This is a genomic window from Citrobacter sp. wls829 (genome assembly GCF_005280825.1).
In the GTDB taxonomy this organism is placed as follows: Bacteria; Pseudomonadota; Gammaproteobacteria; order Enterobacterales; family Enterobacteriaceae; genus Citrobacter; species Citrobacter gillenii.
The window spans coordinates 19602-34929 of record NZ_SZWP01000043.1 but is presented as its reverse complement, the minus strand read 5'-3'; the positions used below and the strand labels follow the sequence as shown (position 1 = coordinate 34929).

General features: G+C 54.2%; 13 protein-coding genes. 9 read left to right on the top strand and 4 right to left on the bottom strand.

Annotation, left to right across the window (positions count from 1 at the left end; translation table 11 throughout):
- The first annotated feature begins 74 nt into the window (after positions 1 to 74).
- The 4 genes from FDW88_RS06245 to psiE all read left to right on the top strand — a co-directional run bounded on the left by FDW88_RS06245 (position 75) and on the right by psiE (position 4129).
- A complete protein-coding gene (locus FDW88_RS06245; RefSeq protein WP_115259714.1) occupies positions 75 to 713 on the top strand; it encodes a YjbF family lipoprotein in 639 nt (212 codons plus the stop codon).
- Positions 710 to 1447: a capsule biosynthesis GfcC family protein gene (locus FDW88_RS06240; RefSeq protein ID WP_096758734.1), complete on the top strand. Its 738-nt coding sequence runs from the start codon at positions 710 to 712 to the stop codon at positions 1445 to 1447. The genes FDW88_RS06245 and FDW88_RS06240 overlap by 4 nt, the downstream gene beginning before the upstream one ends.
- Positions 1447 to 3543, top strand: coding sequence for a YjbH domain-containing protein (locus tag FDW88_RS06235; protein ID WP_137362223.1), 2097 nt, complete (start codon positions 1447 to 1449; stop codon positions 3541 to 3543). Before FDW88_RS06240 ends, FDW88_RS06235 begins: the two co-directional genes overlap by 1 nt.
- A 175-nt stretch (positions 3544 to 3718) precedes the next feature.
- On the top strand, positions 3719 to 4129 hold the full coding sequence (gene psiE / locus FDW88_RS06230; protein ID WP_096758732.1) for a phosphate-starvation-inducible protein PsiE: 411 nt from the start codon (positions 3719 to 3721) through the stop codon (positions 4127 to 4129).
- A 44-nt stretch (positions 4130 to 4173) separates the two neighbouring features.
- Here psiE and xylE read toward each other — a convergent pair whose 3' ends face one another.
- The 4 genes from xylE to malE all read right to left on the bottom strand — a co-directional run bounded on the left by xylE (position 4174) and on the right by malE (position 9773).
- Positions 4174 to 5649, bottom strand: coding sequence for a D-xylose transporter XylE (gene xylE, locus FDW88_RS06225; protein ID WP_137362222.1), 1476 nt, complete (start codon positions 5647 to 5649; stop codon positions 4174 to 4176).
- 297 nt (positions 5650 to 5946) lie between these two features.
- Complete coding sequence (malG, locus tag FDW88_RS06220) at positions 5947 to 6837, bottom strand: maltose ABC transporter permease MalG (protein WP_043018069.1); 891 nt, start codon at positions 6835 to 6837, stop codon at positions 5947 to 5949.
- A gap of 14 nt (positions 6838 to 6851) precedes the next feature.
- A complete protein-coding gene (malF, locus tag FDW88_RS06215; RefSeq protein ID WP_096758728.1) occupies positions 6852 to 8396 on the bottom strand; it encodes a maltose ABC transporter permease MalF in 1545 nt (514 codons plus the stop codon).
- 186 nt (positions 8397 to 8582) lie between these two features.
- Positions 8583 to 9773 carry a maltose/maltodextrin ABC transporter substrate-binding protein MalE gene (gene malE, locus FDW88_RS06210; RefSeq protein WP_096758727.1) on the bottom strand — a complete coding sequence of 397 codons (1191 nt, stop codon included), beginning with the start codon at positions 9771 to 9773 and terminating at the stop codon, positions 8583 to 8585.
- 371 nt (positions 9774 to 10144) lie between these two features.
- On the opposite strand from malE, the gene malK reads away from it, so the two are divergent.
- The 5 genes from malK to ubiA all read left to right on the top strand — a co-directional run bounded on the left by malK (position 10145) and on the right by ubiA (position 15316).
- Positions 10145 to 11254, top strand: coding sequence for a maltose/maltodextrin ABC transporter ATP-binding protein MalK (gene malK / locus FDW88_RS06200; RefSeq protein WP_096758726.1), 1110 nt, complete (start codon positions 10145 to 10147; stop codon positions 11252 to 11254).
- A gap of 75 nt (positions 11255 to 11329) precedes the next feature.
- Complete coding sequence (locus FDW88_RS06195; RefSeq protein WP_137362221.1) at positions 11330 to 12688, top strand: maltoporin; 1359 nt, start codon at positions 11330 to 11332, stop codon at positions 12686 to 12688.
- A gap of 113 nt (positions 12689 to 12801) precedes the next feature.
- Complete coding sequence (gene malM, locus FDW88_RS06190; protein ID WP_115259707.1) at positions 12802 to 13752, top strand: maltose operon protein MalM; 951 nt, start codon at positions 12802 to 12804, stop codon at positions 13750 to 13752.
- A gap of 180 nt (positions 13753 to 13932) precedes the next feature.
- A complete protein-coding gene (gene ubiC / locus FDW88_RS06185) occupies positions 13933 to 14430 on the top strand; it encodes a chorismate lyase (protein ID WP_096758723.1) in 498 nt (165 codons plus the stop codon).
- A gap of 13 nt (positions 14431 to 14443) precedes the next feature.
- Positions 14444 to 15316 (top strand): 4-hydroxybenzoate octaprenyltransferase, encoded by an 873-nt coding sequence (gene ubiA / locus FDW88_RS06180; protein ID WP_096758722.1) that lies wholly within the window; start codon positions 14444 to 14446, stop codon positions 15314 to 15316.
- The last annotated feature ends 12 nt before the right edge of the window (positions 15317 to 15328 follow it).

Here is a 15328-nt window from a genome sequence, read left to right as displayed (position 1 = left end):
GAATTTCCAAAAGCCTGTGGGATTTGTAGGCCGGGTAAGCGTCGCGCCACCCGGCAATAATGCGGAGAAACGTCGTGATGCGACCAGCGCTCATATTGGTTTGTCTGTTATTACAGGCGTGTTCAGCTACCACCGAAGGGCTGGGTCATTCGCTGTGGCAAAGCGTGTTGGGTACTCCTGGCGTACAGATGACGGATGATGATATCCACAACATGCCTTACGCCAGCCAGTACATGCAGCTTAACGGCGGTCCGCAGCTGTTTGTGGTGCTCGCTTTCGCTGAAAACGGGCAGCAGAAATGGGTCACCCAGGACCAGGCCATGCTCGTAACGCAACACGGGCGTCTGGTGAAAACGCTGCTGGGCGGAGACAACCTGATCGCGGTGAATAATCTGGCGGCGGACCCGCTTATCAAACCAAACCAGATTGTTGATGGCGTCACCTGGACCCGCACGATGGGCTGGACCGAGCATAAGCAGGTGCGCTACGCCACCGCCCGTTCGGTCTTCAGATGGGACGGCACTGACAGCATTCGGGTTGCCAGCGAAGATACCCCGGTACGCGTGCTGGACGAAGAAGTCACCACCGATCGGACTCGCTGGCATAACCGTTACTGGATCGACAGTGACGGGATGATTCGCCAGTCAGAGCAGTATCTGGGTGCGAATTATTTCCCGGTGAAGACCACTCTGATCAAGGCGGCAAAATCATGATGAAACGAATGATTACCGCGCTGACTTTTAGCCTTTGTGCGGCATCTGTTTTTGCCGCAGGAACGGTAAAAGTGATCACCTCAGGCAGTGCAGAACCGAAAACGTTGACCGGCGCGGAACATCTTATCGATCTGGTGGGTCAACCCACGCTGGCGAATAGCTGGTGGCCCGCGGCGGTGATCGGGGAAGAGCTGGCGACGGTTACCGCGCAGCGCCAGCAACAGGCGCTGTTGGGACGGCTGGCGGCGCTGAGTGCAGAAGAAGGCGGAGACGATGCAGCCGCTATCAACACGCTACGCCAGCAAATTCAGACCCTGAAGGTAACCGGCAGACAGCGGGTGAATCTCGACCCGGACGCGGTGCGGGTGAGTGAACGGGGGAATCCGCCGTTGCAAGGCAACTACACGCTGTGGGTTGGGCCTCAGCCAACGGAAATCACCCTGTTTGGCGCGATCAATCATCCGGGTAAACAGCCGTTTATGCCAGGGCGTGATATCGCCAGCTATCTCGCCGGACAAAGTCTGCTGAGCGGTGCAGATCGCAGCTATGCGTGGGTGGTCTATCCCGATGGACGCACGCAAAAAGTACCGGTCGCTTACTGGAATAAACGTCACGTAGAGCCGATGCCCGGCAGCATCATTTTTGTTGGGCTGTCTGACTCTGTCTGGAGCCGCGCCCCGGATCAAATCAATGCCGACATTCTTCGTACTCTGACCCAGCGGATACCTGAATAATGAGAAAAACTTATCTGCTCAGCCTGCTGGCGCTGGGTATCAGCACGGCCTGCCACGGTGAAACGTACCCTGCGGCGATTGGGCCTTCCCAGTCTGACTTTGGCGGCGTGGGGCTGCTGCAAACGCCAACCGCGCGGATGGCGCGTGAAGGGGAAATGAGCCTCAACTACCGCGATAACGATCAGTACCGCTACTACTCCGCGTCGGTGCAGTTGTTCCCGTGGCTGGAAACGACCTTACGCTATACCGATGTGCGCACCAAAAAATACAGTAGCGTGGAGTCATTTTCAGGCGATCAGACGTATAAAGACAAAGCGTTCGATCTCAAATTGCGATTGTGGGAAGAGAGCTACTGGATGCCGCAGGTCGCGGTTGGCGCACGGGATATCGGCGGAACCGGTCTGTTTGATGCGGAATACATCGTGGCCAACAAAGCCTGGGGGCCGTTTGATTTCTCGCTTGGTCTTGGCTGGGGATATCTTGGTACCAGCGGCAATGTGAGTAATCCGCTGTGCTCGTACAGCGATAAATTCTGTTATCGCGATAACAGCTATAAACAGGCGGGCTCCATCGACGGTAGCCAGATGTTCCACGGCCCTGCGTCACTGTTTGGCGGCGTGGAATACCAGACGCCCTGGCAGCCGCTGCGCCTGAAGCTGGAATATGAGGGTAACAACTACCAGCAGGATTTTGCCGGCAAGCTGGATCAGAAGAGCAAGTTTAACGTCGGCGCCATTTACCGCGTCACCGATTGGGCCGACGTTAACCTCAGCTACGAGCGCGGTAATACCTTTATGTTCGGCGTCACGCTACGCACGAACTTCAACGATCTGCGACCAACGTATAACGACAACGCGCGACCGCAATATCAGCCCCAGCCGCAGGATGCCATCCTGCAACATTCGGTGGTGGCGAATCAGCTCACGCTACTGAAATACAACGCCGGGCTGGCGGATCCGAAACTCCAGGTGCAGGGCGATACGCTGTACGTGACCGGCGAACAGGTGAAATACCGTGACTCGCGGGAAGGGATCGAACGGGCAAATCGGATCGTAATGAACGATCTCCCTGAGGGGATCCGTACGATCCGTATTACGGAAAATCGCCTGAATTTACCGCAGGTCACCACCGAAACAGATGTTGCGAGTTTGCAGGATCATCTGCAAGGCGAGCCGCTGGGCCATGAAACACCGCTGGTGCAAAAGCGCGTGGAGCCCGTGGTGCCGCAGACCACCGAGCAGGGCTGGTATATCGATAAATCACGCTTTGATTTTCACATTGATCCGGTACTCAACCAGTCCGTGGGCGGCCCGGAAAACTTCTATATGTATCAGCTGGGTGTCATGGGAACGGCAGATCTGTGGGTGACAGACCATCTGCTCACGACCGGCAGTCTGTTTGCTAACCTGGCCAATAACTACGACAAGTTTAACTATACCAATCCGCCCAGTGATTCACATTTGCCGCGGGTCCGTACTCACGTCCGTGACTACGTGCAGAACGATGTGTATGTGAATAACCTGCAGGCCAACTACTTCCAGTCACTCGGCAACGGGTTTTACGGACAAGTGTACGGTGGCTATCTGGAAACCATGTTTGGCGGCGCAGGGGCTGAAGTGCTGTACCGTCCACTGGACAGCAATTGGGCGTTTGGCGTTGACGCCAACTATGTGAAGCAGCGTGACTGGCGCAGTGCGCAGGACATGATGAAATTCACCGACTACAGCGTGAAGACCGGACATCTGACGGCGTACTGGAACCCGTCGTTTGCCCAGGATGTACTGGTAAAAGCCAGCGTGGGGCAGTACCTGGCGGGCGATAAAGGCGGGACCCTTGAAATCGCCAAACGCTTCGACAGCGGCGTGGTGGTCGGCGGTTATGCAACCCTCACCGATGCATCACCGGATGAGTATGGGGAAGGTGATTTCACCAAAGGCGTGTATGTCTCCGTGCCGCTGGATCTCTTCTCTTCGGGACCAACCCGCAGCCGTGCGGCAATTGGCTGGACACCGTTGACGCGCGACGGTGGTCAGCAGCTTGGGCGTAAGTTTGGTTTGTACGATATGACCAGTGACAGGAGTGAGAACTTCCGTTGATGTGAATGTTGATCGCCCGGTGACGCCATGCTTACCGGGCCTACGGTAGGCCGGATAAGGCAAAGCCGCCATCCGGCAAGAACCGTTGTGTGAACAAAACATAAACAAAAAATGTAGATCTCCGTCACATTTTTGCGTTATACAGGAACTTCGCCATTGAGCAAAAGGGGCTGCTATGACGCCGATATCTCGTCCGCGCGTGGAGTTTATCTCCACGATGTTACAGACTGTGTTGAATCTTGGGCTACTGAGTCTGGGGCTGATTCTGGTGGTATTCCTCGGCAAAGAGACGCTGCATCTGGCGGATGTGCTGTTCGCGCCGGAACAAACCAGCAAATATGAGCTGGTGGAAGGGCTGGTGGTTTACTTCCTCTACTTTGAATTTATCGCGCTGATTGTGAAGTACTTTCAGTCAGGTTTTCACTTTCCGCTGCGCTACTTTGTTTATATCGGGATCACGGCGATTGTGCGGTTGATCATCGTCGATCATAAAGCTCCCATGGACGTGTTGATCTATTCCGCGGCGATCCTGCTGCTGGTGATCACGCTGTGGCTGTGTAATTCCAAACGGTTGAAGCGTGAGTAAAAAATAACACGCCGCATTGGGCTGCGGCGTGTTGTTTACGTTGATTACTGCGCAGACGCGGGCTGCGTTTTCTCTGCTGCGGGTTCCCACAGCTCTTCGAGTTCTTCCAGCGTTTTGCCTTTGGTTTCCGGTACGAACTTCCACATAAACAGCGCCGCCAGAATGCCCATGCAACCGTAAATCCAGTAGGAGAAACCGTTGTGGAAATGGGCAACCAGCCACGAATTTTTGTCCATCATCGGGAAGGTCCAGGAGACAAAGTAGTTCGCCAACCACTGGGCGGCCACCGCAATGGCGAGCGCTTTGCCACGGATCGCGTTGGGGAAAATCTCAGCCAGCAGTACCCAGCACACCGGGCCCCAGGACATGGCGAATGCCGCAACATAAAACAGCATCGACAGCAGCGCCACCAGACCAGAAGCCTGGGTATAAAACGCAGTACCGAGGCTGAACATGCCGATGGCCATACCCAGTGCGCCAATAATTTGCAGCGGTTTACGGCCAAATTTATCGACCGTCATGATCGCCAGCACGGTGAAGCTCAGGTTGATTACGCCCACGATGATGGTCTGCAACAGCGCGACGTCGGTGCTGGCGCCCAGGGTTTTAAAAACTTCCGGCGCGTAGTAGAGCACAACGTTGATGCCGACGAACTGCTGGAAGATGGACAGCATGACGCCGATGACGATGACCGCAGTGCCAAACATCAGCAGACGCCCGCCTGTTTTGCGACCGTGCTCCAGTGACTGATTGATCTCCTGCATCGCCTTGGTAGCAAGATTGCTGCCCATAATTTTGCGCAGAATACCTTCCGCCTGCTCGTGTCTGCCGCGCGCCATCAGCCAGCGTGGGCTTTCCGGTACGGTATACAACAGTATTAAAAACAGCAGGGCGGGAATGCTTTCAGAGGCAAACATATAACGCCAGCCATCGGTATTTAGCCAGCTGGCGTCGCCGGAACGGGCAATAAAATAGTTTACGCAGTAGACCATCAGTTGCCCGAAAATAATCGCGAACTGGTTAAAGGAAACCAGTTTTCCACGAATATGTGCCGGGGCCAGTTCTGCGATATACATCGGTGAGAGCATGGAGGCTAAACCGACGCCGATACCACCAATAATGCGATAAATAACAAATTCGGGGACGTATCCGGCTAAATAAACAGGAACAGCATTATCCGGATTAATGGCGGTAAATCCTAATTCCGGCCATGCGGAACCGATGCCGGAAATAAAGAACAGGATCGCGGCGATTTTGAGTGAATCGCGACGACCAAAGCGGTTACTGCAATAGCCACCCAGCGCACCACCGATGATACAGCCAATCAGCGCGCTGGCGACGCAGAAGCCTAACAGTGAGTTTGCGGCGGATTCGCTCAGATGTTGTGGGGCGACAAAAACCGTATTTAAGGACTCGACGGTACCGGAGATGACGGCGGTGTCGTAGCCGAATAACAGTCCTCCTAATGTGGCAACTAATGTAATCGAAAAAATATAACTGGAATTATATTGGGTATTCATTCAGACCTGCCTTAGAAGATACAGCTCTTTTTATCAGTGTTGTGATGGTGGATTTAACAGGCAGGTATGACAATTATCATTTTTTACATTGCAATTACGTTTTGTCTTTTCTGTGATCTTCACTCTGTTTAATTAATGTCCGCTCAGGCGAGAAATAAAATTGCAGTGATGGCGAGCACGAAAGAAAATAATCGTAAGGGCGCTCCGTAGAGCGCCGAAAAACAGTCACAGGTTGGGATAACATAAGTTGAGGGTTGCAGTGGCATGCCCGTTGCCGGGCGGGTACATCGATGAAACTTAGCCTTTCACACCGCCTGCCGTCAGGCCGTTAACCAGCCAGCGCTGGGCCAGCAGGAACACCAGGGTGATCGGAATAGCAGAAAGCACGGCTGCAGCGGCAAAGTCGCCCCACAAATAGTTCTGTGGATTGAGATACTGCTGCATACCGACTGCCAGGGTATAGCTGTTCACATCACGCAACAACAGTGAGGCGACCGGGACTTCGGTAATTGCGGCGATGAACGACAGAATGAACACCACCGCCAGAATCGGCACCGACAACGGCAACAGCACCAGGCGGAATGCCTGCCACGGCGTTGCGCCATCCAGCGCGGCCGCTTCTTCCAGTGAACCGTCGATGGTTTCGAAATACCCCTTGATTGTCCAGACGTGCAGCGCAATGCCGCCAAGGTAGGCGAAGATCACGCCACCGTGGGTGTTCAGACCGATAAACGGAATGTACTGGCCCAGACGGTCAAACAAGGCATATAACGCCACCAGCGACAGTACCGCCGGGAACATCTGGAAAATCAGCATGCCTTTCAGCAACGTGGCTTTACCTGGGAAGCGCATGCGGGCGAAGGCGTAAGCACAGGTGGTGGAGAGGGTCACGATACCGATCGCGGTAATGGTGGCCACTTTCACCGAGTTCCACAGCCACAGCAGCACCGGGAACGGAGGCGGCGTCACGCGGCCATCCGCGTGTTCCACGCTAAAGCCCAGCGCCAGTTTCCAGTGCTCCCAGGAGATATTTTCCGGGATCAGACTGCCGGTGGCGAAGTTACCTTCGCGTAGCGAGATGGCAATGACCATCAGCAGCGGGAACATAATTGCCGCGATAAAAATCAGCAGACCTAAGTGCGTTGCGAATAAACGTAACTTTTGTGATTTCGGTTGGACCATAGCCATTGTCGTTATCTCCCTTAATCAAACTTCATACGTGTGGCTTTCAGGTTCACAATCGCCAGCGCGCCAACCAGCAGGAAGATCAGGGTGGCTATCGCCGCCGCCAGACCGAAGTCCTGACCGCCGCCGCCTTCAAAGGCGATACGGTAGGTGTAACTGACGAGCAGGTCGGTATAACCGGCTGGCGTGGTGGTACCGAGTCGGTCCGGGCCACCGTTGGTCAACAGCTGAATCAGCACGAAGTTGTTAAAGTTAAAGGCAAAGCTGGCGATCATCAGCGGCGTCAGCGGCTTGATCAGCAACGGCAGCGTAATCTTAAAGAAGTTCTGGAATGGGCCAGCGCCATCCATTGCCGAGGCTTCATACAGATCGTCGGGAATCGCCTTCAGTAGCCCCATACACAGGATCATCATGTACGGATAGCCCAGCCAGGTGTTGACGATGATAATCATCGAACGCGCGGTGGTTGGGTCGCTGAACCAGGCCGGCTTGATGCCGAACAGCGCGCTCAACATCATGTTGATTTCACCGAAGCTCTGGTTAAATAACCCCTTGAAAATCAGTATCGAGATAAACGACGGCACGGCGTAAGGCAGAATCAGCAGCACGCGATAAATCGCTTTGCCTTTCAGCGATTCCCATTGCACCAGACAGGCCAGAATCATACCGACGGCAACGGTCAGGATGACGGTGAGCACTGAGAAGACGACGGTCCAGATAAAGATCGCGAAGAACGGTTTCTGAATGCCTTCATCGGTAAAGACGCGGGTGAAGTTATCCCAGCCGATGGCGACGGTATAGCCTGGGCTGAGTTTCTCTGTACCCCAGCTACCGTCTAGCGCGAGTGACTGGTAGTAACCAATATCGTTATTGGCACGGTATTTTATGCCGCTCTGATTGTTGGTGAGCGTGCCGTCATCAGCAAGCGTATACAGCGGCTGCGTACCGGAGAACTGGCGCAGCGAGCTCATAATCACCTTGCTATCATCCGGCAGCACGGCGGTCAGTTGGGTCAGCGCCTGGCGGTTTTGCGTGATGATACGCAGCGTGGCACGTTCACCTGCTGGCAGCGCTTCGGCTTCTTTCAGTTGTAGTTTCTGCTCGCCACCAAATTTAAAGGCGTCGGAGACATAATTTTTACCTGTTTCACCGTCGGTGAGGGCCAGTTGCCACTCCGTACCCGCCGGATACAGACCAAAGTTGTAGGTTTTACCCGCCTGATAAGAACGGTCCATCAGGACTTCCTGGGCGCGTTCAAAGGTCAGTTGGTTGGTACTGCTGTAGTTGGTAAAGGCAATTGCAATGGTGCAAATGAGTGGGAACAGAACAAATAACCCCATACCAGCCACGCCAGGATAGACATAGCGCCAGGCATAGGCTTTACGGTTGGCGAAAATATACAGGCCAGCAGAGCTTAAAATAAGCGTCATGATGGCAAACAGGTACTCCCCCTGAGCGTACATCAAAACAACAAGGTAGCCCACCAGCAGACCCAGCAGACCCATCACTGACCATTTCAGCGTGTCGCTTTGCCACCAGTATTTCTTTTTAATGACATCCATGGGGATCTTCCTCTTTACACTTTATCCTTCACGCTACCTCTTTGTTGGCTGCGAATGCGCACCCCAGTCACTGACTTTTGTCAGCTCCTGGGGATTTGCATCCTTGCCGCCTCGATGTAGCGCGAATGATTTCGTGTAACAACGTATTCAATAAACCTGATTCCCTAAGAAATAAGGGAAACCGTATTACTTGGTGATACGACCTTGTGCATCTTTCAGCGCAGCATCAACGGTTTGACGACCGCTGGCGGCGTTGATCACTGCGGTACGAACGGCATACCAGAATGCAGACATCTGCGGGATGTTCGGCATGATTTCGCCTTTCTCGGCGTTACCCATGGTGGCCGCGATACGTGGATCTTTCGCTAACTCTTCCTGGAAGGATTTCAGCGCGACGGCACCCAGCGGTTTGTCCTTGTTCACTTCATCCAGACCCTGATCGGTCAGCAGGTAGTTTTCGAGGAACTCTTTCGCCAGTTCTTTGTTCGGGCTGGCGGCGTTAATACCGGCGCTCAGTACGCCGACAAAAGGTTTAGACGCTTTGCCTTTGAAGGTTGGCAGCAGCGTTACGCCGTAGTTCACCTTGCTCTTATCGATGTTCGACCAGGCCCACGGACCGTTGATGGTCATCGCGGTATCGCCTTTGTTAAAGGCCGCTTCAGCGATGGAGTAGTCGGTATCCGCGTTCATGTGTTTGTTCTTAATCAGATCGACTAGGAAGGTCAGACCCGCTTTCGCGCCAGCGTTATCCACGCCCACGTCTTTGACGTCGTATTTGCCGTTTTCAAACTTGAACGCGTATCCGCCGTCGGCAGCAATCAGCGGCCAGGTGAAGTACGGTTCTTGCAGGTTGAACATCAGGGCGGATTTGCCTTTCGCCTTCAGCTCTTTATCCAGTGCAGGAATTTCTTCCCAGGTTTTCGGTGGGTTTGGCACGAGGTCTTTGTTGTAAATCAGCGACAGTGCTTCAACGGCGATCGGGTAGGCGATCAGTTTACCGTTGTAACGTACGGCATCCCAAGTGAACGGGAACAGTTTGTCCTGGAACGCTTTGTCTGGCGTAACTTCAGCCAACAGACCCGATTGCGCGTAGCCGCCAAAACGGTCATGTGCCCAGAAGATGATGTCCGGGCCGTCACCGGTCGCGGCAACCTGCGGGAATTTTTCTTCCAGCTTATCCGGATGTTCAATGGTGACTTTGATGCCGGTGTCTTTCTCGAATTTTTTACCCACTTCAGCGAGGCCGTTATAGCCTTTGTCGCCGTTGATCCAGATAACCAGTTTGCCCTCTTCAATCTTGGCGAGAGCCGAGGCGGAAAACATCATCGTCGTCAATGCAGACAATGCGAGGATGCGTGCGCCGGTTTTGATTTTCATATTCCCCATCCTTTTTGGTGATGTGCGCTTGGATACACAGAGGTGGCTTAACGGTGTCTAGTTTCTTTATACGGCAACCTCTTTCCATCCTCCTTACCCCTACGCCCCACCCACTCTTTATGTGATCTGTGTTACAGAAATGTGAGTAATGCGTGCTGGCGCACATAAAAACCCACTGATTTTTGCGGGCGACATCACGAAATTCCTTGGCGGCGTACGGCCCGGGTCTCAGACGCGACTCTCTCATCCTCCCGCCTCCTCCCCCATAAAAAAGCTGGGGGGTGGAGGATTCACGCTCCTAATGGATAACGCATAGTCAGCCCATGATGAATGTTGCTGTCGATGACAGGTTGTAACGAAGGGAGAAGGGCATGGCGAGCGTACAGCTGCGAAATGTAACGAAAGCCTGGGGTGACGTGGTGGTATCGAAGGATATCAATCTCGACATTCACGAAGGAGAGTTCGTGGTATTTGTCGGACCGTCAGGCTGCGGTAAGTCGACCTTGCTGCGTATGATCGCCGGGCTGGAAACCATCACCAGCGGCGACCTGTTTATCGGGGACACCCGAATGAACGACATCCCGCCCGCCGAACGCGGCGTGGGTATGGTCTTCCAGTCCTACGCGCTGTATCCCCATTTATCCGTCGCCGAGAACATGTCTTTCGGTCTCAAACTGGCCGGTGCCAAAAAAGACGTCATGAACCAGCGTGTGAATCAGGTCGCTGAAGTCCTGCAGTTGGCGCACCTGCTTGAGCGTAAGCCAAAAGCACTCTCTGGCGGTCAGCGTCAACGCGTGGCGATTGGCCGTACGCTGGTGGCTGAACCGCGCGTGTTCCTGCTCGATGAACCGCTTTCTAACCTGGATGCAGCACTGCGTGTGCAGATGCGTATTGAAATCTCCCGCCTGCATAAACGTCTGGGCCGCACGATGATTTACGTCACCCACGATCAGGTCGAAGCGATGACGCTGGCTGACAAAATCGTGGTGCTGGATGCGGGCCGCGTCGCGCAGGTCGGCAAGCCGCTGGAGCTGTATCACTACCCAGCCGACCGCTTTGTGGCGGGCTTTATTGGTTCACCGAAGATGAACTTCCTGCCGGTGAAAGTCACCGCAACCGCAATCGATCAGGTGCAGGTTGAATTACCTAACCGCCAGCAAATCTGGCTACCGGTAGAAAGCCGTGCCGTGCAGGTTGGCGCCAACATGTCCTTAGGTATTCGCCCGGAACATCTGCTGCCCAGCGATATCGCTGACGTCACCCTCGAAGGTGAAGTTCAGGTGGTCGAGCAGTTGGGCCACGAAACGCAAATTCATATCCAGATCCCCGCCATCCGTCAAAATCTGGTGTACCGCCAGAATGACGTGGTGTTGGTAGAAGAGGGTGCCACATTCGCTATCGGCCTGCCGCCAGAGCGTTGCCATCTGTTCCGTGAAGATGGCACTGCATGTCGTCGGTTGCATCAAGAGCCGGGCGTTTAAGGTGTCCCATTAAAAAAAAGCGCAAATCCGTCAAGGTGAAGCGTTCAAAGAAAAGCAATGATCTCAGGAGATAGAATGATGATTACTCTGCGCAAACTCCCTCTGGCGGTTGCTGTAGCAGCAGGCATTATGTCTGTTCAGGCAATGGCCGTGGATTTCCATGGTTATGCTCGTTCCGGTATCGGCTGGACGGGTAGTGGCGGCGAACAACAGTGTTTCCAGGCAACCGGTGCACAAAGTAAATACCGTCTCGGTAACGAATGTGAAACCTATGCGGAAATTAAACTGGGTCAGGAAGTGTGGAAAGAGGGCGATAAGAGCTTCTACTTCGACACCAACGTCGCCTACTCCGTCGCACAGCAGAATGACTGGGAAGGAACTGACCCTGCATTCCGTGAAGCAAACGTGCAGGGTAAAAACCTGATTGAATGGCTGCCAGGTTCCACCATTTGGGCCGGTAAGCGCTTCTACCAGCGTCATGATGTGCACATGATCGACTTCTACTACTGGGATATTTCAGGTCCTGGTGCCGGTATTGAAAACATCGATCTGGGCTTCGGTAAACTGGCGCTGGCAGCGACCCGTTCTCAGGAAGCGGGCGGCTCTTACGCGTTCAGCAGCCAGAATATTTATGATCGTACCAAAGACACCGCCAACGACGTGTTCGACGTGCGTTTAGCGCAAATGGCGATTAACCCGGACGGTATGCTGGAACTGGGTGTGGACTACGGTCGTGCTAACACCACCGATGACTACCACCTGGCAGATGGCGCATCAAAAGATGGCTGGATGTTCACCGCTGAACATACCCAGAGCATGCTGAAAGGCTATAACAAGTTTGTTGTTCAGTATGCGACAGACTCCATGACCACGCAGGGTAAAGGCCTGAACCAGGGCTCTTACGGTTCTTCTACGACAACCATTACCAATCCAGATGGTACTAAGACTAACTTCGCCAATAACGTGGTGAATAACAACGGTAGCCTGTTCCGCGTGCTGGACCACGGTGCTATCTCGCTGGGCGACAAATGGGACCTGATGTACGTCGGTATGTACCAGAACCTCGACATGGATAACGACCTGGGTACCGAATGGTACACCGTGGGTATCCGTCCGATGTACAAATGGACGCCGATCATGAGCACCCTGCTGGAAGTGGGCTATGACAACGTGAAATCGCAGCAGACCAGCGATCGCAACAGCCAGTACAAAGTCACCCTGGCGCAACAATGGCAGGCGGGCGACAGCATCTGGTCTCGTCCGGCAATCCGCGTCTTCGCAACCTATGCCAAATGGGATGAAGAGTGGGGCTATGTGAAAAATGGTAACGACGTTACCAAATTCGCGGCAGCAACCAACTCCGGTCTCAGCACCACCAGCCGTGGCGACAGCGACGAGTGGTCCTTCGGTGCCCAGATGGAAATCTGGTGGTAATCCAGCATTAACCTGACGTAAAGACCGAAAGAGGGGCGTAAGCCCCTCTTACTTAAGGTTTAGCGCGCTATTGCCTGGCCACCGCTGAACCCATGCTATCTGAGGTGATAACAATGAAAATGAAGAAAAGTCTCGTTGCCCTTTGTTTATCTGCAGGGTTATTTGCCAGTGCGCCCGGCATCAGCCTGGCCGATGTGAATTTTGTGCCACAGAACACCACCGGCGCACCCGCGATTCCCACTGCCGCACTGCAACAATTAGCCTGGACGCCTGTTGATCAATCTAAGGTTCAGTCCACACAGCTTGCGACCGCCGGTCAGCGTCTGGACGTAGCGGGAATTAGCGGTCCGGTTGCCGCCTATAGCGTACCGGCCAATATTGGTGAGCTGACCCTGACGCTCTCCAGTGAAGTGAACAAACAAACCAGCGTATTTGCGCCAAACGTCCTGATTCTTGATCAGAACATGACGCCATCTGCTTTCTTCCCCAGCAGCTATTTCACCTATCAGGAGCCCGGCGTGATGAGCGCGGATCGCCTGGAAGGGGTCATGCGCCTGACGCCAGCGCTGGGCCAGCAGAAGCTCTATGTTCTGGTCTTCACCACCGAGAAAGATCTCCAGCAGACCACGACTCTGCTTGACCCGGCAAAAGCCTATGCCAAGGGCGTGGGTAACGCCGTGCCGGATATCCCGGATCCGATCGCTCGTCATACCACAGATGGCTTGCTGAAACTAAAAGTCAAAACCAGCTCCTCCTCCAGCGTGCTGGTCGGGCCGCTGTTTGGCTCATCCGGTCCGGGACCGGTGACGGTGGGCAATACTGCCGCACCAGCAGCGGCCTATGCGGCTCCGGCTGCGGTGGCAGCTGCCCCGGTCGCCGCACCAGCCCCGCAGAAAAGCGAGCCGATGCTGAACGACACGGAAAGCTATTTTAACCAAGCGATTAAGGATGCTGTGGCGAAAGGCGATGTCGATAAAGCGCTGAAGCTGCTTGATGAAGCTGAACGTCTGGGATCCAAATCTGCCCGTTCCACCTTTATCAGCAGTGTAAAAGGCAAGGGGTAACCGTCTCCCCACATTGCTGATTTTGCAACAACTGGTGCGTCTCCTGGCGCACCTTTTTTTATCCTTCCATGCTACTTGTTATGCTTGTGTTGCTCCGCCGATCACTTAATCATGTTTGCTCACCCTGTAATGCCTTTTCTGCGATACAATGCCTGAACGTGATAAATCGGAGAGTAAGGCATGCCACACCCTGCGTTAACGCAACTGCGTGCGCTGCGTTATTTTGATGCGATCCCGACGCTGGACCCCCAACTGCTTGACTGGTTGTTACTGGAAGACTCCATGACCCAACGTTTTGAGCAGCAGGGAAAGCAGGTCAGCGTAACGTTGATACGAGAAGGATTTGTTGGGCAAAATGAGGTGGCCGAAGAACTGACGCTGCTGCCGACAGAATCCCGCTATTGGTTACGTGAAATCCTGCTCTGCGCGGATGGTGAACCCTGGCTTGCTGGGCGCACCGTGGTGCCGGAATCGACATTGTGTGGCCCTGAACTGGCCTTGCAAAATCTGGGGAAAACCCCGCTCGGGCGCTACCTGTTTACGTCATCGACATTGACCCGAGATTTTATTGAGATTGGCCGCGATGCAGAGCTGTGGGGGCGTCGTTCCCGCCTGCGGCTGAGCGGTAAGCCACTGATGCTTACCGAGCTTTTTTTACCTGCATCGCCGTTGTACTGAGAGGAAGATAAAGATGGAGTGGAGTCTGACGCAGAATAAGCTGCTGGCGTTTCACCGCTTGATGCGTACGGATAAGCCAATCGGCGCCTTACTGCTGCTCTGGCCAACGCTGTGGGCGTTGTGGGTGGCGACCCCTGGGGTTCCGCAATTGTGGATCTTGGCGGTGTTTGTGGCTGGCGTCTGGTTAATGCGCGCCGCCGGATGCGTGGTGAATGATTATGCTGACCGCAAATTTGACGGTCATGTGAAACGCACCGCGAACCGACCGCTGCCAAGCGGTGCCGTGACGGAGAAAGAAGCCCGCACGTTGTTTGTTGTGCTGGTGCTGCTCGCCTTCCTGCTGGTCCTGACGCTCAACACGATGACCATTTTGTTGTCGATTGCCGCGTTGGCGCTGGCGTGGGTTTATCCCTTCATGAAGCGCTATACGCACCTGCCGCAGGTGGTGCTGGGTGCAGCGTTTGGCTGGTCTATCCCGATGGCGTTTGCCGCCGTGAGCGAGTCGGTGCCGCTCAGCTGCTGGTTGATGTTTCTGGCCAATATTCTCTGGGCAGTGGCTTATGACACCCAATATGCGATGGTCGACCGCGATGATGACCTGAAGATTGGCATTAAATCGACCGCTATCCTGTTCGGCCAAAACGACAAACTGATTATTGGTCTTCTGCAAGTGGGCGTACTGGTGCTGATGGCGCTGGTGGGCTGGCTGAACGGACTGGCGCTGGGCTATTACTGGTCTTTGCTGGTAGCAGGGGCGCTGTTTGTGTATCAGCAGAAGCTGATCGTTAACCGCGAGCGGGATGCCTGCTTTAAAGCATTTATGAATAACAACTACGTGGGCCTGGTGTTGTTCTTAGGCCTTGCGATGAGTTACTGGCATCTTTGAGTTTTAGTCTGC

Excerpts from the sequence above, each read along its gene's own strand:
- FDW88_RS06240 (WP_096758734.1), top strand. The coding sequence starts at position 710 with ATGATGAAACGAATGATTACCGCGCTGACTTTTAGCCTTTGTGCGGCA.
- FDW88_RS06235 (WP_137362223.1), top strand. The coding sequence starts at position 1,447 with ATGAGAAAAACTTATCTGCTCAGCCTGCTGGCGCTGGGTATCAGCACG.
- psiE (WP_096758732.1), top strand. The coding sequence starts at position 3,719 with ATGACGCCGATATCTCGTCCGCGCGTGGAGTTTATCTCCACGATGTTA.
- xylE (WP_137362222.1), bottom strand. The coding sequence starts at position 5,649 with ATGAATACCCAATATAATTCCAGTTATATTTTTTCGATTACATTAGTT.
- malG (WP_043018069.1), bottom strand. The coding sequence starts at position 6,837 with ATGGCTATGGTCCAACCGAAATCACAAAAGTTACGTTTATTCGCAACG.
- malF (WP_096758728.1), bottom strand. The coding sequence starts at position 8,396 with ATGGATGTCATTAAAAAGAAATACTGGTGGCAAAGCGACACGCTGAAA.
- malE (WP_096758727.1), bottom strand. The coding sequence starts at position 9,773 with ATGAAAATCAAAACCGGCGCACGCATCCTCGCATTGTCTGCATTGACG.
- malK (WP_096758726.1), top strand. The coding sequence starts at position 10,145 with ATGGCGAGCGTACAGCTGCGAAATGTAACGAAAGCCTGGGGTGACGTG.
- FDW88_RS06195 (WP_137362221.1), top strand. The coding sequence starts at position 11,330 with ATGATGATTACTCTGCGCAAACTCCCTCTGGCGGTTGCTGTAGCAGCA.
- malM (WP_115259707.1), top strand. The coding sequence starts at position 12,802 with ATGAAAATGAAGAAAAGTCTCGTTGCCCTTTGTTTATCTGCAGGGTTA.
- ubiC (WP_096758723.1), top strand. The coding sequence starts at position 13,933 with ATGCCACACCCTGCGTTAACGCAACTGCGTGCGCTGCGTTATTTTGAT.
- ubiA (WP_096758722.1), top strand. The coding sequence starts at position 14,444 with ATGGAGTGGAGTCTGACGCAGAATAAGCTGCTGGCGTTTCACCGCTTG.